General features: G+C 64.7%; 22 protein-coding genes and 1 pseudogene. 18 read left to right on the top strand and 5 right to left on the bottom strand.

What is annotated here, in order from left to right:
* Positions 1-21: 21 nt before the first annotated feature.
* The gene (locus ACM62G_RS23865; RefSeq protein WP_054060862.1) at positions 22-558 is read right to left on the bottom strand and encodes a helix-turn-helix domain-containing protein; all 537 of its coding nucleotides are present in this window, start codon (positions 556-558) and stop codon (positions 22-24) included.
* A gap of 136 nt (positions 559-694) precedes the next feature.
* On the opposite strand from ACM62G_RS23865, the gene ACM62G_RS23860 reads away from it, so the two are divergent.
* From ACM62G_RS23860 to ACM62G_RS23840, 5 genes and pseudogenes are all read left to right on the top strand, one after another.
* On the top strand, positions 695-1,477 hold the full coding sequence (locus ACM62G_RS23860) for an aldolase (protein WP_054063671.1): 783 nt from the start codon (positions 695-697) through the stop codon (positions 1,475-1,477).
* A 45-nt stretch (positions 1,478-1,522) separates the two neighbouring features.
* A complete protein-coding gene (locus ACM62G_RS23855; protein ID WP_419735740.1) occupies positions 1,523-2,416 on the top strand; it encodes a dihydrodipicolinate synthase family protein in 894 nt (297 codons plus the stop codon).
* 62 nt (positions 2,417-2,478) lie between these two features.
* Positions 2,479-3,207 carry a type 1 glutamine amidotransferase gene (locus ACM62G_RS23850; RefSeq protein WP_419735739.1) on the top strand — a complete coding sequence of 243 codons (729 nt, stop codon included), beginning with the start codon at positions 2,479-2,481 and terminating at the stop codon, positions 3,205-3,207.
* Positions 3,208-3,510: 303 nt separating this feature from the next.
* The gene (locus tag ACM62G_RS23845) at positions 3,511-3,978 is read left to right on the top strand and encodes a helix-turn-helix domain-containing protein (RefSeq protein WP_419735738.1); all 468 of its coding nucleotides are present in this window, start codon (positions 3,511-3,513) and stop codon (positions 3,976-3,978) included.
* Positions 3,975-4,353, top strand: a pseudogene (locus tag ACM62G_RS23840) (hypothetical protein). The gene ACM62G_RS23845 and the pseudogene ACM62G_RS23840 overlap by 4 nt, the downstream one beginning before the upstream one ends.
* Before the next feature lie 22 nt (positions 4,354-4,375).
* Here the strand turns inward: ACM62G_RS23840 and ACM62G_RS23835 are convergent.
* Positions 4,376-4,834 (bottom strand): metallophosphoesterase family protein, encoded by a 459-nt coding sequence (locus ACM62G_RS23835; protein WP_419735737.1) that lies wholly within the window; start codon positions 4,832-4,834, stop codon positions 4,376-4,378.
* A gap of 187 nt (positions 4,835-5,021) precedes the next feature.
* Between ACM62G_RS23835 and ACM62G_RS23830 the strand changes: the two genes are divergently transcribed.
* The 7 genes from ACM62G_RS23830 (at position 5,022) to ACM62G_RS23800 (ending at position 10,665) form a co-directional block, all read left to right on the top strand.
* Positions 5,022-5,423 (top strand): hypothetical protein, encoded by a 402-nt coding sequence (locus ACM62G_RS23830; protein WP_273822351.1) that lies wholly within the window; start codon positions 5,022-5,024, stop codon positions 5,421-5,423.
* Positions 5,424-5,789: 366 nt separating this feature from the next.
* The gene (locus ACM62G_RS23825) at positions 5,790-7,088 is read left to right on the top strand and encodes an NAD(P)/FAD-dependent oxidoreductase (RefSeq protein WP_054060868.1); all 1,299 of its coding nucleotides are present in this window, start codon (positions 5,790-5,792) and stop codon (positions 7,086-7,088) included.
* A gap of 49 nt (positions 7,089-7,137) precedes the next feature.
* Positions 7,138-7,503, top strand: coding sequence for a cupin domain-containing protein (locus ACM62G_RS23820; protein ID WP_419735736.1), 366 nt, complete (start codon positions 7,138-7,140; stop codon positions 7,501-7,503).
* Positions 7,504-7,554: 51 nt separating this feature from the next.
* Positions 7,555-8,214, top strand: a complete 660-nt coding sequence (locus ACM62G_RS23815; protein ID WP_419735735.1) for a helix-turn-helix transcriptional regulator — start codon at positions 7,555-7,557, stop codon at positions 8,212-8,214.
* Between the two features lie 85 nt (positions 8,215-8,299).
* The gene (locus ACM62G_RS23810; protein ID WP_192842801.1) at positions 8,300-9,124 is read left to right on the top strand and encodes a molybdenum cofactor biosynthesis F family protein; all 825 of its coding nucleotides are present in this window, start codon (positions 8,300-8,302) and stop codon (positions 9,122-9,124) included.
* Positions 9,117-9,917, top strand: coding sequence for an SDR family NAD(P)-dependent oxidoreductase (locus tag ACM62G_RS23805; RefSeq protein WP_419735734.1), 801 nt, complete (start codon positions 9,117-9,119; stop codon positions 9,915-9,917). Before ACM62G_RS23810 ends, ACM62G_RS23805 begins: the two co-directional genes overlap by 8 nt.
* Positions 9,910-10,665, top strand: a complete 756-nt coding sequence (locus tag ACM62G_RS23800; protein ID WP_419735733.1) for an SDR family oxidoreductase — start codon at positions 9,910-9,912, stop codon at positions 10,663-10,665. Before ACM62G_RS23805 ends, ACM62G_RS23800 begins: the two co-directional genes overlap by 8 nt.
* A gap of 58 nt (positions 10,666-10,723) precedes the next feature.
* Here the strand turns inward: ACM62G_RS23800 and feaR are convergent, their stop codons facing one another.
* From feaR to ACM62G_RS23785, 3 genes are all read right to left on the bottom strand, one after another.
* On the bottom strand, positions 10,724-11,686 hold the full coding sequence (gene feaR / locus ACM62G_RS23795; RefSeq protein WP_054057517.1) for a transcriptional regulator FeaR: 963 nt from the start codon (positions 11,684-11,686) through the stop codon (positions 10,724-10,726).
* 122 nt (positions 11,687-11,808) lie between these two features.
* Positions 11,809-12,390, bottom strand: a complete 582-nt coding sequence (locus ACM62G_RS23790) for a DUF3156 family protein (protein ID WP_273822460.1) — start codon at positions 12,388-12,390, stop codon at positions 11,809-11,811.
* Positions 12,371-13,870, bottom strand: coding sequence for an APC family permease (locus ACM62G_RS23785; RefSeq protein WP_054057519.1), 1,500 nt, complete (start codon positions 13,868-13,870; stop codon positions 12,371-12,373). The genes ACM62G_RS23790 and ACM62G_RS23785 overlap by 20 nt, the downstream gene beginning before the upstream one ends.
* Before the next feature lie 301 nt (positions 13,871-14,171).
* On the opposite strand from ACM62G_RS23785, the gene ACM62G_RS23780 reads away from it, so the two are divergent.
* From ACM62G_RS23780 to ACM62G_RS23755, 6 genes are all read left to right on the top strand, one after another.
* A complete protein-coding gene (locus ACM62G_RS23780) occupies positions 14,172-15,500 on the top strand; it encodes a hypothetical protein (protein ID WP_273822359.1) in 1,329 nt (442 codons plus the stop codon).
* Positions 15,501-15,639: 139 nt separating this feature from the next.
* Positions 15,640-17,127, top strand: a complete 1,488-nt coding sequence (locus tag ACM62G_RS23775) for an aldehyde dehydrogenase family protein (protein WP_419735732.1) — start codon at positions 15,640-15,642, stop codon at positions 17,125-17,127.
* A 224-nt stretch (positions 17,128-17,351) separates the two neighbouring features.
* Positions 17,352-18,422: a catalase family peroxidase gene (locus tag ACM62G_RS23770; protein ID WP_419735731.1), complete on the top strand. Its 1,071-nt coding sequence runs from the start codon at positions 17,352-17,354 to the stop codon at positions 18,420-18,422.
* A 2-nt stretch (positions 18,423-18,424) separates the two neighbouring features.
* The gene (locus tag ACM62G_RS23765; protein WP_419735730.1) at positions 18,425-18,970 is read left to right on the top strand and encodes a cytochrome b; all 546 of its coding nucleotides are present in this window, start codon (positions 18,425-18,427) and stop codon (positions 18,968-18,970) included.
* A 176-nt stretch (positions 18,971-19,146) separates the two neighbouring features.
* Complete coding sequence (locus tag ACM62G_RS23760) at positions 19,147-19,386, top strand: helix-turn-helix domain-containing protein (protein ID WP_054057524.1); 240 nt, start codon at positions 19,147-19,149, stop codon at positions 19,384-19,386.
* Positions 19,387-19,582: 196 nt separating this feature from the next.
* Positions 19,583-20,899, top strand: coding sequence for a lysine N(6)-hydroxylase/L-ornithine N(5)-oxygenase family protein (locus ACM62G_RS23755; protein WP_419735729.1), 1,317 nt, complete (start codon positions 19,583-19,585; stop codon positions 20,897-20,899).
* The last annotated feature ends 17 nt before the right edge of the window (positions 20,900-20,916 follow it).

Genomic DNA, 20,916 nt, shown 5'->3' with positions numbered 1-20,916 from the left:
CCCGTCGAGCGGGCCCCTTCCTCACTCGGAGCTGTGCACCACCACCAGCAGCTCCGCCTGCTCCGATGAAACCGTGCGAATGCGGTGGGACTTCTGCGCATTGAAATGCAGGGCATCCCCCTCCTCCAGGATCAGCCGTTCGCTGCCGAAGTCGACCTCGACGCTGCCGCGATGCACGTAGACGAACTCCTCGCCCAGGTGCTCCTTGAACGCCGAGTGCCCGAACGAACGCGGCGGATAGACCAGGAACGGCAGCAGCGCCCGCTGGCCGATGTGTCGCGCCAGGGGCACATGGGTCGGCGCCGGCGGATCCCCGGCGGTGTCCCGCTGCTGCCGACGAACCAGACTGTAGCCCTCCTCGGGCACCGCTTCGGAACTGAACAGTTCCTCGGCCGGGGCATTGAGCGCCTTGGCCAGCTTGAGTGCCACCGCGATGGAAGGCGAACTCATGCCCCTTTCCACCTTCGACAGGTAGCTCTTGGTCAGCCCGGTATGCCCGGCCAGCTGCTCCAGGGTCATGCCCATCTTCTTACGCAAAATTCTCAGCTGCACCGACATCCAACGCCGTTCCTTCAAAAATAATGACACAAGTATTGTTTATGACACAAAGTGTCATTAAGATCATCCGTGTGTCCTGGTGCCGTTGCAGCGGCCACCAGGCAAACATCGTCCACTTCCCGCTCAGGTACCGACCGTGACCACGACCCTGCAGACCCCGAAGGACCAGCTCGTCAAGCTCGCCGAGAAGCAGATGCTGACGGCGCTGATCGATAATACCTACACCCCGCGGCAGAAACTCGCCCTGACCTGCCGCATCCTGTTCGACGGCGGGCATGACTCGGGCCTTGCCGGCCAGATCACCGCCCGCGCGGATGAACCGGGCACCTATTATACGCAACAGCTGGGCCTGGGCTTCGACGAGATCTCGGCGTCCAACCTGCTGGTGGTCGACGAGGACTTGAACGTGCTCAACGGCCGCGGCATGGCCAACCCCGCCAACCGTTTCCACAGCTGGCTGTACCGGGCCCGCCCCGACGTGAACTGCATCATCCACACCCACCCGCTGCACAGCGCCACGCTGTCGATGCTGGAAGTGCCGCTGCAGGTGTCGCACATGGACATCTGCCCGCTGTTCGACGACTGCGCATTCCTCAAGGACTGGCCAGGCGTGCCGGTGGGCAACGAGGAAGGCGAGATCATCTCGAAGGCCATTGGCGACAAGCGCGCCATCCTGCTCTCGCACCACGGCCTGCTGATCGCCGGCGGCTCGATCGAGGAAGCCTGCGTTCTCGCCCTGCTGTTCGAACGCGCCGCGAAAATGCAGTTGCTGGCCATGAGTGCCGGCGAAATCCGCCCCATCCCCGAAGCGCTCGGCAAGGAAGCCCACGACTGGATCTCCACGCCCAAGCGCCACGGCGCCGCCTTCAGCTACTACGCGCGCCGTGCCCTGCGTGCCCATGGCGATTGCCTGAGCTGATCGAAGCGGTACTCACTTCCAGAAAACAGTCAAGAGGTGCCTTGCATGTCCACTCCTCAGATTCGCGGCGTTATCGGCTACACCATCACTCCCTTCGCAGCAGACGGTTCGATCGACCTGGCGGTCCTGGGCCACTCCATCGACCGCCTGATCCAGTCCGGCGTGCACGCCATTGCGCCGCTGGGCAGCACCGGCGAAGGCGCCTACCTCGCCGACAGCGAATGGGAATCGGTGGTGCGCTACAGCCAGGAAAAAATCGCCGGGCGCGTGCCCAGCGTGGTCAGCGTTTCCGACCTGACCACCGCACGCACCGTGCAGCGGGCGCAGTTGGCCCAGGCCTGCGGCGCCACGGCGGTGATGGTGCTGCCCGCCTCCTATTGGAAGCTGACCGAGACGGAAATCGTCGACCACTACAAGGCGGTCGGTGCGGCGATCGATATCCCGATCATGCTCTACAACAACCCGGGCACCAGCGGCACCGACCTGTCGGTGGAACTGATCCTGCGCATCCTGAAGGAGGTGAAGAACGTCACCATGGTCAAGGAGAGCACCGGTGACATCCAGCGCATGCACCGCCTGTACCAGGCCACCGGCGGCCAGGTGGCGTTCTACAACGGCTGCAACCCGCTGACGCTCGAAGCCCTGGTGGCCGGTGCCGCCGGCTGGTGCACCGCGGCGCCGAACCTGATTCCACAACTGAACCTGGCCCTGTGGGACGCGGTGCAGCATCACGATCTGCAACAGGCCCGCGACCTGTTCTATCGCCAGTACGAGCTGCTGGAGTACATCACCCGCCGTGGCCTGCCGACCACCATCAAGGCCGGTTTGAACATGCTCGGCCTGGACGTCGGTGCGCCGCGCCTGCCATTGCAACCGCTGGACCCGCAGGGCAGCGCCTACCTCAAGGGCCTGCTGGACGAGCTGGCAGTCGCCCGCTGAGCCCACTGGCAAGCTGCCCGGCGCCGGGCAGCTCGCGCTCCTGCCACTCAAGAGAACCTCCCATGAAAGTCCACTTCATCGTTCACGAAGCGTTCGAGGCACCGGGTGCCTATGAAACCTGGGTCAGGGAACGAGGCCATGCCGCCAGCTACTCCCGCGTGTACGCCAATCAGGCACTGCCGGCCAATGCGGACGCGATCGACCTGCTGGTGATCCTCGGCGGCCCCCAGGACCCGGCCACCACCCTCGAACAATGCCCGCACTTCGATGCGGCCGCCGAATGCCGCCTGATCGGCCAGGCGATCGACGCGGGTAAAGCGGTCGTCGGCATCTGCCTGGGCTCCCAGCTCATCGGTGAGGCGCTGGGTGCCCGGTTCGAGCACAGCCCGGAGAAGGAGATCGGCCAGTTTCCGATCAGCCTGACCGCCGAGGGCAAGGTCAACGCCAAGTTCGCCCACTTCGGCGAAGTGCTGCAGGTCGGCCATTGGCACAACGACATGCCCGGCCTGACCGCCGACGCGACGATCATCGCGACCAGCGAAGGCTGCCCCCGTCAGATCATCGAATACAGCAAGCTCGTCTATGGATTCCAGTGCCACATGGAATTCACCCGTGAGGTCGTCGAGCTGCTGATCGCCGCTTCCGAGCGCGAACTGGCCACCCTCCTCGATCGCCGCTTCGTCCAGCAGCCGGCGGCCCTGCGGGCGAACAACTGGGACGAGATGAACCGGAAACTGTTCGTGTTTCTGGACAAGCTGCTCGAGGAGTACAGCGTCGCTGGAGCTGGATGAGCTCATCCGGGCCCCTGGCTTCTCATTGTCGTCCTGCTGGCTGCTGAAGACAGGTTCTTCAGCAGCCAGCAGGAGAAATCTCTTCCCTATGACTGAAATGTCCTAGAACACTCCCCATGACCATCGCTCTCCAATCCTGGCAGCTAGGCTTCGGTTCGTCTCTATACATTGATGATCGGCAACAGTGACTGATCCTACTCAAAGGCTGAGCGTTTCGTTTATTGCGAATTTCGTTTATTTCGTTTACAAGATCAATGTAGACCCAACGCACCTGCGCGAATACAAAAGATTTTGGAGACACCCATGACTACCGCAGACCTGAGCACCACGATGCTTCCTGATGAAAGGCAGATCGCTGCTGCCGTAGAGTCACGCCGCCAGCTCGCCGCTTTCCTGTCGACCAAACGGGATACCCAACGCATCGAAATACTGGACGACCAGCAGCAGCCACACACTATCCAGCTACCGGTCTCGGCCCTGCGTCTACTGGACGAGATCCTGAGTGAACTGGCGATGGGAAATGCCGTGAAGGTCGTTCCGATCCATGCGGAACTGACGACCCAGGAAGGCGCGGACTTGCTGAATGTCTCGCGGCCGCATCTGGTCAAGCTGCTGGATGAGCATGTCATTCCTCACACCAGGGTCGGCCGCCATCGCCGGGTGAAATTTGCCGATCTCATGGACTACAAGCAACGCAGAACCGCAGAGAGCCGCCAGGCAATGGATGAACTGGCGGCACAAGCCCAGGAACTGAAGATGGGGTATGAATGAGGCAATCAGCGTTTACCGCGGTGTATGACGCCAATGTCCTCTACCCGGCGCCATTGCGTGACCTACTCATGCACCTGGCGCTGACGGGTATGTACAGGGCTCGCTGGACAGCCCGGATTCATGAGGAATGAAAACGCAACCTTCTGCTCAATCGCCAGGACCTTGGCCAGACCCAGCTTGGAGGCCGTGCATCCGGACGACTTCATCGCAGATCTCCTCGACCTTGACCGGGCCGCCGTACTCGAAGCGGTCCAGGCACAACGTGCGTCCCTGAAGAATCCCCCTTATACCGCGCAAAGGCTCCTGGAACGACTACGGGCCCAAGGTCTTGCCCAAAGCGTCAAGCTGCTTTCGGAGTACGAGCGACTGATCTGACCAGCAGGCTGCCCTCGCAAACTCACTCCAGCAACGACACCAACCGAGACTCGATCGATACCCCCTGCACGTCCAGCAGCGCCAACGTCACCGGCAGCTTGAAACGTCGCGGCCCGGCACTGCCCGGGTTCAGGTACAGGCATTCGCCGCGCCATTCGATCAGCGGCTTGTGCGAGTGGCCGGTGATCACGACCCTGATCGTCTCATCCAACAGGGCCGGCACATCGGCAAGGTCATGAACCAGCAAGGTCGGCCAGCCGTCCAGGTCCAGGCGCAGAACGTCAGGCAGATACCCGGCCCAGGGCAGGTTCTGGTCGTTGTTGCCCCGCACGACAAACAGCGGCGCGATGGCGGACAGTTGCTCGATCACCTGCGGCTTGCCGATATCCCCCGCATGAACGATCCGCTCGCAGCCCTGCAGGGCGGCGACGGCTTCGGGGCGAAGCAGGCCATGGGTATCGGAAATCACGCCCACTTTCATATCAGCTCCCTACCCACGCCATTCGTCGTCCTTTTCCCAGATTATTCAAACTTAGCCTTCCTCGCCTCCTTCCAAACATCAGGGACGACACGATTGCCCCCACCCCCGTCGGCCAGGCCGCCTGCGCGAGAGGAATGACGGCACGGGACGCCGGAAACACGATCCATTCTTGCAAGAGGAAAATCCGATGAAATCATCCATCGCAAGACTTCTGACAGCAGCCGGCCTGGTCTGTGCCTTCAGCACGGCAGTCCTCGCCGCCGGCACCACCGGCACGGGAACGAACGGCACCATGGACAGCACCGGCAACGGTGCCTCCTCATCGACGCCGGGCGCGACCGGGTCAGGTTCAGCCCTGCCGCCAGGCTCCTATCCGGGCAGCTCGCAAAGCGGCAACGGCGGTAATGCCAGTGGCAGCAGCACCAACCCGGGCTCCGGCAACACCAGCGGTGGCGAAGGCGACGGCGGTGCGGGCAACGGCGGCAGCGGCGGGACCGGTTCTGGTTCCGGCGGCGCCTCTGGCGGAGCATCCGGTGGCGCGGCTGGCGGTGGTGCCGGTGGCGGCGCGGGCGGCGGTTCAGGGGGTTAAGGTCGTATCGCCCCTGTGCCGGGTGGCCGGTTGAAACACCGGTCACCCCTGACCCCGCAAAGAAGCGCCTCAGGTGCGCGCCATTGTCCGTCCCCCCACTTCCCCGCCTGTGTTTCGAAACACGCCCCGGCCACAGCACTTGCCCAAAGCCCTCCTTCAGCCATCATGTCTTGAGTTGACCCTCCATTTCCACCTGAGCGTGGGGCGGTCCCGGGACGGCCTTGCCCGCCCTGGCGCGCTGAATCAAAAAAACCGGCACAGAGAATCAAGACATCCGCCGCGCCAGGGCTCTTAATGGACGTCATCGACGACAGAGTCTCCCGGACTCCCTGCCTTGAGCTTTCCTTCACTTTTTCAGGCTGCGCCATGATCACTATCGAAACGCCCACCTACTACACGGCCACCAAGAAATACAACCTCAGTTTCCCGACCCTGGAACAGGATGTGGAAGCCGACGTTGTCGTTATCGGCGGCGGTTTCTCCGGCATCAACACGGCCCTGGAGCTCGCCGAAAAAGGCATCACCAACATCGTCGTGCTGGAAGCGCGCTACCTGGGCTTTGGCGGCACCGGGCGCAACGGTGGGCAGATCATGGCCGGGATCGGGCACGACCTGGAAAAGATCAAGAAAGACGTGGGCGAAGACGGCCTGCGGCGGATCTTCGAGATCAGCGACCTGGGCGCCGACATCATCAAGAACCGCATCGCCAAGTACGATATCGATGCCGACTTCTGCCACGGCTACGGCTACATGGGCTTCAATGCCCGCCAGGAAAAGACCCTGCGCGCCTGGGAGAAGGACTTCAAGTCGATCAACAGCCAGCACGAGATCCGCTTCCTGGCCGGCTCCGAGGTCAAGCAGATCATCGGCTCCGATGCCTACAGCAGCGCCCTGCTGCACATGGGCGGCGGTCACGTGCACTCGCTGAACCTGCTGCTCGGCGAGGCCAAGGCGCTGGTCGGCCATGGCGCGCGGATTTTCGAGAACAGCCCGGCCCTGGAAGTGCGCTACGGCGAGCAGATCACCGTGCGCACCGGACGCGGCTCGGTCAAGGCCAGCAAGCTGCTGTGGGCCTGCGACAGCTTCCTCAACAAGCTGGAACCGGAACTGCATCGCTCGACCATCAACACCTACGCCTTCCAGATGATGACCGAGCCGCTGTCGGAGGAACTGATCAACCGCATCAGCCCGATCCGCGGCGCCTACAGCGACATTCGCCCGGTGATCGACTACTACCGCGTCACCAACGAGAACCGCCTGCTGTTCGGCGCAGCCACCCCGCTGGTCGAGCACATCCCGCGCGACCTCAAGGCCTGGAACCGCAACCTGATGCTGAAGATCTTCCCCTACCTCAAGGACGTGAAGATCGACCTGGCCTGGGGCGGCCCGATGGCCTGCAGTCCGAACCTGTTCCCGCAGATCGGCACATTGCCGGGCCGGCGCAACGCCTTCTACGTCCAGGGCTACTCCGGTTTCGGCGTGACCCCGAGCCACATCATCTGCAAGGTGCTGGCCGAGGGCATGAGTGAAGGCTCGGCGCGCTACGACCTGGTCAGCTCGATCCCGCGCCCGACCATCATCGGCAAGGACGTGATTCGTCCACTGCTGCTGACCGGCGGCAAGTCCTGGCACCAACTCTCGGGCTACTGGAACGGGCGCCGCTGATGGCCAAGGCGCCCTTCCCTTTCATTTCCACTCATCAGGAGCAACTGCCATGACCCTTACCACTGTGAAGAAAGATGTCCAACTGTCCGAGCTCGATGCCTGGGGCACCGTCGCCGACCTCGGCTCGCAGATCCTCGAAGGCGAAGTGCGCGCCTTCGGCAAGATGACCTTCGGCGCCCCGACCGACCCGGTCAGCAGCGCCTACTTCGGTACCACCCAGGGCAAGTTCCGCATGGTCTATCCGTTCGCCGAGCAGGCCACCGTGGTGACCGGCGAAGTGATCCTGACCGACGAGAACAGCGGCCAGAGCACCCGCTACAAGGCCGGTGACAGCTGGTTCGTGACCAAGGGCACCCCGGTGATCTGGGAAGTGGTCAGCGAAAGCTTCGTCAAGCACTACTTCGCAGTCGCCTGACCAACCCGGCTGCCGGCCCCACCGGCAGCCCACCGACGAGGCCGGGCGCGCATGCACAGCATTCCCCTCCAGGAAGTCGCCCAGCATTGCCTGGGCGCCTTCACGCAGCTGGTCCCGGCCAGCCGCGCCGCCTTCTACCGCGTCGACCGCGACCTGCAGGCCCGTGATTTCCGCCTGCTGGGCATGACAGGCGAGATGCACCGCGACTACCTCGACCACTACCGTCAGTTCGATCCCCTGCAACCGCGCAACTGCCTGTCCAGCGGGCTGGCCGTGGTGCCTATCGGGCTGGCCATGACGCGCCAACCCAGACGCGACAACCAGCGCTATGCCGACTTTCTGCGGCACCACGGTATCGTCGACGTGGTGGAGATCCTCGCCCATCGCGCCGGCCATCCCCAGGCCGCGATCTCGCTGCTGCGTACGGCCGACTTGGGGCCCTTCGACACCGAACAACTGGCTCGACTCCAGGCCCTGCAATCACTGCTGCAACTGGCGGTCGCCAACCTGCAGCCCTGCGAGGACCCGCTGCTCGACCTGACCCCCAGGGAGCGCCAGATCGCCCACCTGCTGCGCCAGGGCGCCAGCAACAAGCAACTGGCCCAGGAGCTGGAGGTCAGCCTGGCGACCATCAAGACCCACCTGATCAACCTGTTTCGCAAGACCGGTGCCAGCAGCCGCACCGAACTGGTGGTCCACCTCTTTTTCTAGCCCACCTCAACCATCCGGTTGATAGGCGGGCAAAGCCGCCAGCGGCATGATCCGGCAGGTCCATCCAAGCAACCGGAGCTTCATCATGACCGCAAACAATAAAGACTGGATCACCGTTGGCGCCCTGGCCGACGGCTTCGCCCCGCAAGCCTTCATCCTGCCGAATCTGGCCGACCTGCAAGGCAGGACCTTCACCCTGCACTTCGCCAATGGCTGGCAGATCGAGCACCGCTTCGAGCGCGAAACCCTGTCCTGGAACGCCGCCGACGGTCACTCCAGCGGCACCGCGAACTATCGGGCAACCTCCGTACGCCCCGGCCTGTACCTGGTGGATTTCATCAAGCACGAAAGCGGCCAGGCCTGGTCGATCAGCCTGGTGCTCGACACCGACAACGCCGCCTTCACCGCCGTGATCGGCCGCATGCCGAGCGCCGAGCAGACGCGCGAAGGACTCTACAGCCGCGCCCTGGCCGGCAAGGACCTGACCACGGTCGAGGCCGAGTTCCTGCATGGCAGCCTCGACCGCCCCTGGCGGGAGGGCCTCTGCCCCCATGCCCCGACCAACGAACTGAGCGGCCTGCGCAACCATTACCGCTACAGCCCGAGCGAAGTCTACGAACACATCTATCTCAACGACCGGTTCTACACCTGGCAGTGCCTGGAAGGCGTGGAAAAGGGCCTGTGCGATACCGATCGCTGCCATTACTACAAGATCGCCGATCAACTCTACCTGTTCGTCTGGCGCGAAAAGATCGTCCCGACCCTCGGCCTGGTCTTGATCGACCTGCAACAGCACCGCAGCGACGGCAAGATCTTCGGTTATGCCGGCGCCTCCTTCGACGAGCTGTCGAACTTCCCGGTCAGTTCCTACTGCCAGGTCCTGAACCGCACGGAGTACCCCGATGCCTGAACCACGGACCCTCGTCATCACCGGTGCCGGAACCGGCATCGGCGCGGCCTGTGCCCGGCTGTATGCCGCGCAGGGCGACAACCTGGTGCTGATCGGCAGGCGGCGCGAACCGCTGGAACAGGTCGCCAGGCAAACCGGTGGCCTGGTGCTGGTCGGCGATGCCGCCCGCCCGGATGCCTGGGACGACTTCATCGCCCGCATCCGCCAGCGCTATGCCCGCCTCGATGTGCTGCTGGCCTGTGCCGGCGGCCACGGCCTGGGCAGCGCCACCGAGACCACCCCGGAAGGCTGGCAGGCGGCGCTGCGCAGCAACCTCGACAGCGCCTTCTACAGCGCCCGGGCCTGCCTGCCCCTGCTACAGGAAACGGCCGGCAACATCGTCCTGATCGGCTCGATCGCCTCCCTGGCGGCGGGCCCGGAGGTTTGTGGCTACACCACGGCCAAACATGCCCTGCTCGGCCTCAACCGCTCGCTGGCCAGGGACTATGGGCCCCACGGCGTGCGGGTGAACGCCGTATGCCCGGGCTGGGTGCGTACGCCCATGGCCGATGAGGAAATGCAGTCGCTGATGGACCGGCACGGCGAAACCCTGCAGCAGGCCTATGCCCGGGTCTGCGCCGACGTACCGCTGCGCCGCCCGGCCAGTGCCGAGGAAATCGCCAGGGTCTGCCGTTTCCTCGCGTCCGACGACGCCTCGATCATCACCGGGGCGACGCTGGTCGCCGACGGTGGTTCGAGCATCGTCGACGTGCCGACCCTGGCCTTTGCCCACAGGGAGCCCGCCCATGCCTGAAGACCTGGATTTCAGCGGCCGCCATGTGCTGGTCACCGGCGGGGCCCAGGGCATCGGCCGGGCGATCGTCGAAGCCTTCGCCCTGCGTGGCGCCCACGTGGTGATCGCCGACCTGCGCCTGCCCCAGGCCCGGGAACTGGCCGACGAGTGGCAGGCCAGGGGCTGTCGGGTCGAAGCCTTGTACGTTGACCTGGCGAATGCCAGCGCAGTGTTCGAGCTGGTCGCAAAACTGGAGCAGTTGGACATCCTGGTGCACAACGCCGGGTACTTCCCGCTGACGCCGTTCGCCGAAATCACGCCGGCGATGCTCGAACGCACCCTGGCGGTCAACCTCTCGGCGCTGTTCTGGCTGACCCAGGCGGCCCTGCCGCTGTTCCGGCGCCAGGGGCGGGGCTGCGTGCTGGTCACCTCCTCGGTCACCGGCCCGCGGGTGGCCTATCCGGGGCTGAGCCACTACGCGGCGTCCAAGGCCGGGGTCAATGGCTTCATCCGTAATGCGGCGCTGGAACTGGCTGCCGACAATATCCGGGTCAACGGGGTTGAACCGGGCATGATCGCCACGCCGGCCATGGACAATCTGGGCGATGCACAGCAGAGCGCGGCGATCGCCAGCCGGGTGCCGCTGGGGCGGCTGGGCCAGGCGGCGGACATTGCCGCGGCCATGCTGTTCCTGGCCTCGGACCTGGCGGGCTACATCACCGGGCAGACGCTGGTGGTCGATGGCGGGGCGACCTTGCCGGAGGTGTGATCAGGCGCTTGCAGAAACAGGAAAGGGGCCAACTGGCCCCTTTTTCACGCCCGCCCAGTCACGCCGCGCCCAACGCCTGCTGCAGATGGCTGGAACGGAAATCCTTGGGCGACAGCTCGAACTGCTTCTTGAACGAACGGCTGAAGTGCGCCGAATCGGTGAACCCCCACTTGTAGGCGATCGAGGTGATCGACTCACTGCGCAGCAACGGGTTGGTCAGGTCATCGGCACTGCGCTTGAGCCGCGCCCGCTGGATGTAGCGGCAGACGCTGTCGTCCTGTTCCTCGAACAGGCGGTACAGGTGCCGTACCGAAATGTTCAGGCGGTTGGCCAGGCCCGCGGGACTCAGGCCGGGCTGGCTCAGGGACTCGTCGATGACCTTCTGCACATAGCTGCGCAGGCTGCTGCCCTGCAATGGCGTGGCCTCCTCTCCCGGGTCCTGGTCTTCCTCGAACGCCGAACCGAGCAACGACACGAACGCCGACTGCAGGGCCTCGCCTTCAGCGGCCACTCCGGCGCCCACCGAGGTGTCCTTGCACAACTGGTCGACCAGCACGTGCAGCATCCGCCCGCACGCCTTGCTCGAGGAGATCTTGCCGAAGGTCCGCGACTGGCCGCCGAGCTGTCGGCACACCTCGTGGCGGGACAACGACAGAGAAACATGTTCGATCAGGCCGAACGGGCTGATCTCGATCGCTCCTGCCGAATCCATCAGCAGCAGGTCACCGGGCGCCAGGCGGATGCTCTGGCCGTACTGGGTGATCTGGCAATAGCCGCCACGCTGGCTGACCAGGAAGCAATCCTGCTCGTTGTCATGATCGGCATTGGGCCGATCACGCCTGATCAGCCCGGCATTGGTGCGCAAGGTCGCCAGCGGCAGACCCCCTCGGGAAAACTCGGACACCTCGCCGATGAACAGCGCACGGTGGCAGGCCAGCTCCGTGTCGAAATGACCACAGGCGGCACGCAGGTCGCGGTTCCAGGTTTCCAGACCGTCTGGCACGGATTGATGGATGCTCATGGGGCTCTCCACAGTGGCTTCTTGTTTTTGTTGCGCAATAGTTAACATGTTATCTATATAGGCGCAACAAGTACGTGAGTGCCCCCTGTACAAGCACTAAAGGTGCCAGGTCGGTCTTTTTCTCACAGCGTTCGCAACAACCGTTGCAACCCGGCCAGGGCCGCGAACAGGCTGGCGCGTTGCTCGCGGCTCAGGGCGATGTACCGGCGAAAGGCCGGCATCCGGTTGACCACCTCGCTGCCGCCCATGTGTTCCAGGCGTACACACCACTGCCCCTGCGCCAGGTCGATGCGCAGGCGCTTGAAGTCCAGCGGCATCAGCGCCTGGTACAGGACACTGCCCGGCTGCACCCCGGCCTCGAGTGAGACCAGCAGCGAATGCTCGCCGGAACGCTGCCGGCAGCGAACAGCCGTGCGCCGAATCGCCCCTCCATGGTGCAGGTCGAAACGGGCCGTGCCCTCACTCAAGGCGGGTACCCTGAGCACGAACTCGGTCATGACCAGGTGCATGAACAACTGCGACTCGGTGCGCTCGACCACTTCCAGTTGCAAGCCATCATCCAGCGTGATCTGCGCCGAGCTCGGCCCGCTCTGCGCGAAACCGGCCACCGCCAGATTGCGGCGCAGGTGCTCCAGGGTAACTCCCGGCCGGTAGCCGGTCGGCGCACGATTGGCGCCGAACAGCTCAGACAGCTTTTGCAGCATGGTCGGCGTAGCCGTTGTGCGGGTGCCCCGGTTCATGGGCGAACTCCTTGGCCAGCACGTCTTCGACCGACGCCGGCTTGAATGGGTTGACGCGCTGTACCACCAGCGTCCAGAACAGCGCATAGGCCGCGGTACCCGCGAGCATCACGCCGAACGGGATGTAGATGTCCGCCGGGTTCATGCCCGGTGGCGTGATGAACCACATGCCCAGCAGGATCCCGGCGCTGGAGACGATCTGCGGCAACGGGAACAGCGGCGAACGATAGGCCCGCGGCAGGTCGGGACGGCGGATGCGCAGGATCACCACCGACAGCGTCACCAGCAGGTAGGCGAAGCTCCAGGCACACACCGCGGCCAGCACCAGGTGCATGATGTTGTCGGTATTGCCGCCCAGGTACAGCGCGTGCAGGCAGGGAATCAGCATCGCCACCAGGATGCACAGCAGCGGCGTCTTGAAGCGCGGGTGCAGGTAGGTGAAGACCTTGGGCAAGGCACCGTCGACCGCCATGCCGTAGAGAATCCGTGGCACCCCGGCCATCAGCGTATTGATCGTCGCCGCGCCGGCGAACAGGAAGCCCAGCCCCAGCCACAGCGGGCCGACATGCCCCATCACCTGCTCGGCGAAACGTGGAATCGCCATCGGCGTATCCAGCAGGTGCACCCCGGCGGTGGCATCGAGCAGCACGTTTTCCACCTGGCGCTTCATGGCCGCGCCATAGATGAACATGCAGGTGGCGACGCCGAGCAAGCCGAGGATCATCGCCCGGGGCATGACCCTGGCCGAATTGCGCAGGTCCGGTGCCAGCGGCGTGACGAATTCGCAGCCGACGAACATGAACATCGCCATGCCCACCAGCGACAGCACCGTGACCGGGTCGGTGCCCACCAGCGATGCGCCGAACCAGCCGTCGAGCTGGACCGCCGGTGCGGCGATCAGGCCCAGCACACCGAACACCATCAGGGTGGTCCACATGCCGAAGGTCAGGATGATCTCGGCCTTGCCGAACACGCTGACGCCGAAGGCATTGAGAACACCGAAGACGATGACGAAGCCCACCCCCAGCAACCAGGAGCCGCCGGCCGACTCGGCCAGGGTGTTGAGGTGCTCGAAATTCACCAGCGCCATGACCCCGGACAGGATGGTTTCCGCGGTGCCGGCGAAGACATGGACGATCAGGTAGGCCGACAGGGTCCCGGTGATGGCGAAGAAACGGCCCATGCCGCAGTTGATGTAGTCGTAGACCGAACCGGTGGTCGGCAGCACCGAGGCGGCCTCGGCGAAGGTGGTCGCCTGGGCCAGCATCATCACCACGGCGATCAGGATCGCCACCGCGAAGGTACTGCCGCCAATGCCGAAGCCCATGGTCGCGGTGAGAATGACCGGGCTGGCCATGATCAGGCCGATGGTGCTGGCCAGTGCGGTGGGGAAACCGACCGTGCCACGTTTGAGGTGCTCGGTGAGTCTGTCGTTGATCGACATGGTGCAGATCCTCGAAGCGGATTGTTATTTTATGGATTTCGCGAACCGTTCGAGGAGTCGGCGATTACTCCTCCCTGCCTGTCCCTGAGCAAACGGCGCCGTGTACCCAGGCACTGTGCGCCCCACCCACCGCGACCGTCTTGCCCCTGTCTGCCGGCGGTTTTGTTGCTGCCTGCCAGGGCTCGACGCCTGGCTGACAGGATCAATTATCTGGCACGCAGGTGAAAGACTTTGCCGTTCCCGGTCGTCCTAATGCGCACTCGTTCTACTGAGCTGTCCAACACGACCGGGGAAAACAATAATGGAGCAAGCACTGAAAACGCGGGCGCTGTCCAAGGCCATCGGCCTGGGTATGGCGCTGCTGTTCGTCAACTCGTCGGCCGGGGCCTTCGAGCTGTATGCCGATGGCGACACCAAGGTCACCGGCAACTTCCTGGCAGTCTACGGGATGTTCAACAGCCGCAAGAACTACGACGGTACCACCGGCGGTTCCAGCTGGCGTGAAGGGTTCATCAAGTACGGCCTGAGCATTGACCAGACCCTGGGCAACCTGGGCAGCGCCTATGGCACGGCCAACCTGGTCAGCTCCGCGACCTGGGGCGACGGCGACGCGGCCGGCCTGAGCGATGGCACCGAGCGCACGACGAAATTCGACGAGGCCTTCGCCGGCTGGCGCTCGGGCGACCTGTTCCCGGTGCTCGGCAAGGACGGCGTGGATGTGTCGTTCGGGCGCCAGATCATCACCCTCGGTGACGGTTTCATCATCAACGATGACGGCCTGAACTTCGGCAAGGGGCCGGCCGACGGCAAACTCAACCGCGGCGGCGCCTACTACCTGGCGGCGCGCCATGCGTTCGACCAGACGGCCGTCCTGCGCCTGGGCGGCAAGGACGGTGTGCATGGCAGCGTGATGTGGTTCAAGTCCGACAACCGCGCCCAGGCCAACACCGAGATGGCGGCCGGCACCCTGGAATACACCGCCGCCCCCGGCACCCTGGGGCTGACCTACCTCCATGGCATCAGTGTCGACGATCGTTATGCCAGCGCCTTCCAGAAAGAACGCGAAGGCATGGACATCTACAGCCTGCGCGGCGCCGGCAACGCCGGCATCGAACACGCGCACTTCGCCTTCGAATACGCCTGGCAGGACAAGGATGTCCGTACGGAAAAAGCCTGGTACACCGAAGCCGGCTACACCTTCGCCGACCTGCCCTGGTCGCCGGACCTGACCTACCGCTACAGCCGCTACTCCAGGAACTGGGACTCGATGTTCAACGGCCTCAGCCGGGGCTACGGCACCTGGTTCCAGGGCGAGGTGACCGGCAACTATGCCGGACCGTTCAACAGCAACACGGCGATCCAGCATGTGGCGCTCAAGGTCAAGCCGGTGGAGCCGGTGACCGTCGGCGTGCTGTTCTTCGACTACAAGACCCTGCACAAGCAGGATGCCCTGAACCTGGACGGCCGCGAGCTGGACCTGTATGCCGAATGGGCGGTGAATGAACACCTGATCGTCACCCCGCTGCTGGGCCTGTACAAGCCGGACAAGGACGCCAGCAACGGCGGCAACCAGGTCGGTGGCAACGGCACCAACGTCTACAGCCAGGTCACTGTCGCCGTACCGTTCTGATCCCCCTTCCGGGAGCGGCCTGCACCGCTGCCCAGGCGCCCGGCAGCCACAGTCAAGCGGCCGGGCAGCCACAGTCAAGCCAACCCGGAGATCCTTGAATACCCTCGGGCTTTTCCGCTGCCTCCCTCAGGAAAACCCCATGAGCGATATCGCGCTGCTACCCCAAGTCGAAGCCTTTCTGCGTCGAAGCCCTGCCCTGTTCATCGACGGTGCTGCCGTCCCGAGCCATTCCAGCCGCACGCTGGAGGTGATCAACCCGGCCACCGACCAGGTGATTGCCCGGGTGGCCGATGCCGACCAGACCGACATCGATGCCGCCGTGGACTCGGCCCGCCGCGGTTTCCGGCAGTGGTCGCAGACCGCCCCCGCGGTGCGCGGCCACGTGCTGCTGAAACTGGCCGACCTGCTGGAGCGCCACCGCGAGGAACTGGCCCAGATCGAAACCCTGCAGTCGGGCAAGATCATCCAGGTGGCGCGCGCCTTCGAAGTGGACCAGGCGGCCCACTTCCTGCGCTACTACGCGGGCTGGGCCAGCAAGATCAGCGGCCAGACCATCACCCCGTCGCTGCCCTCCTTCGCCGGCGAGCGCTACAGCGCCTTCACACTGCGTGAGCCGGTCGGCGTGGTGGTGGGCATCGTGCCGTGGAATTTCTCGACCATGATCGCCATCTGGAAACTCGCCTCGGCGCTGGTGACCGGTTGCAGCAGCATCATCAAGCCCAGCGAGTTCACCCCGCTGACCATCCTGCGCATCGCCGAACTGGCGATCGAAGCCGGCCTGCCGGCGGGCGCGCTGAACGTGCTGACCGGTGGCGGGCCGGTCGGCAAGGGCCTGATCGAACACACCGGCACCGACAAGGTGTCGTTCACCGGCTCGGTACCGACCGGCATCGCGGTGGGCCAGACGGCCATGGGCGCCAACCTGACCCGCGCCACCCTGGAACTGGGCGGCAAGAACTCCGCCGGTTTCCTGCGCGACGTCGACCTGGACAAGGCGGTCGACGGCATCATCGAGGCCGGTTTCCTGCATTCCGGGCAGATCTGCGCCGCCGCCGAGCGCTTCTTCGTCCACCGCTCGCAGATCGAGCCGATCATGGACAAGCTGTCCCAGCGCCTGAGCCGGCTGAACATCGGCTCGCCCCTGGATGAGCGCACCGAGTTCGGCCCGGTCACCAACCGCCAGCACCTGCTCAAGCTCGAAGGGTTCTTAGCCAGGGCCCGGGCCGAGAACAACCACATCATCCACGGCGGCAAGCTGATCGAGCGGCCCGGCTGCTATATCGAGCCGACCGTGATCCTCGCCAACAGCGTCAACGACACCCTGCTCAAGGAGGAAACCTTCGGCCCGATCGCCACCTTCCTCCCCTATGACACCGAGGAAGAGCTGCTGGAGCTGATGAACAACACGCCCTACGGCCTCAGCGCCAGCCTCTGGACCCAGGACCTGGGCAAGGCCCTGCGCATGATACCGGCCATCAACGCCGGCACGGTGTGGGTGAACATGCACACCCTGCTCGACCCGGCGGTGCCGTTTGGCGGCAGCAAGGCTTCCGGCATCGGGCGCGAATTCGGCGATGCCTTCATCGAGGACTACACCGAGCTCAAGTCGGTGATGATTCGTTACTGAGGCACGGGGCGCGCGGCTTTGGAATGAACGTCAGGGGGCTCCCGAAACCGCGGAGCACCCTGGCATGTTCATGAAAACCTTCACGAAAATGTTAACTCTTGCGAGGCCCCGACCACGTAACAGCTCTATATCATCGTTCCCTGGAACGCTGGAACCGGCCCTGGATCGAACCCTTTATCCAGGCCGGCTCCGGTACATCCGCCCCAAGAGCAATGGAACGAGCGATGTCAAAACTGCAGATCAACTCGAAACGCACCTGGCTGGCGTCCGTCGCGATCATCGGAATTGCCGCGACGCTGACCGCCGCGTTCGCCTGGACCGCCGGCTGGATCGGCACACGCCCGACCAGCAAGGGCCTGGTCGGAACACCGCCCTCCTTTCCTCCCGGATTTCGCCGCGCCCACGGCAAGGGCATGTGCTTTGCCGGGACGTTCAGCAGCAGCCGGGAAGCGCATACCCTGTCGACAGCGCGGGCGTTCAGCCAATCGCCAGTGCCCGTCATCGGCCGCTTCTCGATCGGTGCGGGCAACCCGCACGCCGCCGACAATTCGACCGGCACGGTCAGCATGGCGCTGCTGCTGACCACCGACGACCAGCAGCAATGGCGCATGGCGCTGAACAACCAGCCGTACTTCGCCACACGCGACGCCGAAGGGTTCAGCGCCCTGCTCAAGGCGACCGCCGCCGACCCGGCGACCGGCCAGCCAAACCCGCAGCGCCTGGCGGCGTTTCTGAAACAGTACCCGGAGGCGGAGAAATTCCTCGCCTGGCGAGCAAAGGCCCCGGAGCCCGGCAGTTTTGCCGGGGTGGAATTCTTCGGCATCAATGCCTTCGAGCTGGTCGACGCCCAGGGGCAACGGCAGGCGGTTCGCTGGTCGATGCGTTCACGCCTGCCCTTCCAGCCGCTGCCCAACGAGCAGAAACCCTCGGCAGCCCATGACTTCCTGTTCGACGACCTACGCCAGAAGCTGGCGCAGCAGCCGCTCTACTGGGACCTGGTGCTGCAACTGGCAGAGCCTGGCGACCCGGTCGACGATCCCTCGCAGCCCTGGCCGGCGCAGCGCAGGCAAGTCGTGGCCGGCACCCTGGAAGTCACCCAGGTCACCGACCAGGCCACGGGCGCCTGCCGCGACGTCAACTATGACCCGTCGATCGTGCCGGCGGGCATCGAGCCCTCGAATGACCCCGTGCTCAGTGCCCGCTCAGGCGCCTATTCGCACTCGTTCAACCTGCGGCTGGGCGAGATCGGTCATGGCCAGGCCAGCGAAGCCATCGGCAAACAGGAGGTAAAGTGAACATGACCGGGCACAATCACGCTTTCAACCGCCTCGCGCGATGGCTGCACTGGCTGATGGCCTGCATGGTCCTCGCCATGCTGTTCATTGGTGTGGGCATGACCACGTCCCTGACCTATCGGATCTGGCTGATCGACCTGCACCGGCCGCTCGGCATCGCCATCCTGGTCCTGGTAGTCATTCGCCTGGCCAACCGCTGGCGTCATCCGCCACCGCCCCTGCCGGCCAGCCTGCCCCGTTGGCAACAGCGGGCGGCGCTCGCCTCGCATGCCCTGCTGTATGCGCTGATGCTCGGGCTGCCGCTGCTGGGCTGGGCGCTGCTGTCCGCCGGTGGCTACCCGATCGTGCTGATCGAAGGGTTCAACCTGCCCGCGATCATCCCGGCCAACCCTGTTTCCTATGCCTGGCTGCGCGATGCCCACGGCTGGCTGGCCTGGTTGCTGTACGTCGTCGTGATCGGACATCTCTCGGCGGCCCTGGTGCATGCCTGGATCTACCGGGATGGAGTGTTCTCCAGCATGGCCAGGGGTGCGGGGAACTCCGACTGACGGGGGTGGTTTCACCTGGCTGAAGCCGGCGCGGTCGAGGGCTGTCCCTGGATTTCCCCCGCCAGGGCGATCCGCGCCCCGCATGGGCACCAGTATTGATACCATGATCGGCCTAGGCCTCAGGTCGAAGCCCCGCGCCGGCAGACCTGACTCACATACCTGCCCGCGAGACTCCCATGACGGATGAACCCCTGCGCCGCTCGGTCGAAGGCGCGTCACCAGCCCGCCTGCGCTTCGCCCAGAAATTCAAGCAGGCTCGCCGGGCCGCCGGCTTGACGCAGGCCGACGTGATGAACCGCTCCGGCGTGCAGCGCAGCACCCTCTCGGACATCGAGCAAGGCAAGCACAACGTCACCATCGACATGATGGACCGCCTGGCGAACGCGGTCGGCTATCCCCTGGCCGAGCTGCTCTAACCCCCTCTCATCCACCCAGAATGAAAAGTGCACGGCGCCGCTTGCAACGCCAAAATGTCGGATATATCCTACATTCGCATTGGCTGATACCCCACGGCCAACCGCAACGTACAGGAGCGTCATGCCAATCGGCAGGCCCGTCAGGACAGGACGGCCGGATGCATTCACCATTGATTCGCAGGGCGGCGAGCAATTAATGAAAACATACGACCTCATCGGTATCGGCATCGGTCCCTTCAACCTCAGTCTCGCCGCATTGGCGGAACCGACCGGCCTGGACACCCTGTTCCTGGACAAGCGGGACGCCTTTGCGTGGCACCCCGGGATGCTCGTATCCAATGGCCAGCTGCAGGTTTCCCCGCTCAAGGACTGCGTCACCCTGGCCGCGCCGACCAGCCGCTATTCCTTCCTCAATTACCTCGCCGAGCATCGCCGGCTCTACAGCTTCATCAACAAGGGCGGTGCCTGCACTTCCCGCAAGGAATTTGCCGACTATTACGGCTGGGTCGCCCGGCAGCTCGCCAACCTGAGGTTCGCCCAGGAAGTGCTGGATGTCGTCGAATGCAATGACGGCTACACGGTCGTCACCGCCGAGCAGAGCTACCACGCCAAAGCCGTCGCCATCGGTGTCGGGATCAGCCCGCGCGTGCCCGAATGCGCCCGCCCCTGGCTGGGTGACTCCATCTATCACGTGGCGGACTTCCTTCATCGCGAAGCCTTGCGCCCCGGCGAGCACGTGCTGGTGGTCGGCGGTGGCCAGAGCGGCGCCGAAACCGTCGAGCAACTGCTGGGCACGCCAGCGCTGGGTGGTTTCACCTGGGTCACGTCGCGCTCGAACCTGTTCGCCATGGACGACAACGCGTTCGTCAACGAGGCCTTCTGCCCCGCCTACAACCAGCGTTTCCAGAACCTGCCCATGGCCCAGCGCAGCCACGCGGTGCAGCAGGAACGGCTGACCAGCGACGGCATCTCGGCAGACCTGTGCAACCGGCTGTACGAGCAGCTCTACGAACGCCGTGTCGGCCAGGAGCCACGCCCTCCCATCGATATCCTGCAAGCCGCCGTGCTCGATGGGCTCGAACCGGATGGCCGGCGCTGGCGCGCGCGGCTCAGGTCACTGAGCAGCGGGAGCCAGCGCACCCTCGTGGTCGACCGGGTCATTCTCGCCACCGGCTTCCAACCCTGCCCGCAACCCTATGTCGATGCGCTGCTGGCCAAGGCCCGGCGCGATGGCGGGCTGCCGCTGATCGACGCCAACTACTGCGTGCAATTCGCCACGCCGATGCCGGGGCCTGTTTATTTGCAGAATCGCAGCCTCGTCCAGCACGGCCTGCAGTCGGTGAACCTGTCGATGGTGGCCTACCGCAACAGCCGCATCCTCAACGACCTGCTCGGTTACGAATACTTCCGGGCCGAACCGGACACGCCGATGTTCAGCCATCTCGATGCACTGCCCGAAGCGCCAGCCCGTCACCTGGAGCCCCGACACGCCCTCAGCCTCGTGCAGTACTGAGTTGCCGCCCACACCGC

This window comes from Pseudomonas sp. COR18 (genome assembly GCF_048568395.1).
GTDB classification, from domain to species: domain Bacteria; phylum Pseudomonadota; class Gammaproteobacteria; order Pseudomonadales; family Pseudomonadaceae; genus Aquipseudomonas; species Aquipseudomonas fuscovaginae_B.
The sequence above is the reverse complement of the archived record's forward strand: the minus strand, read 5'-3'. Positions and strand labels throughout refer to the sequence as shown.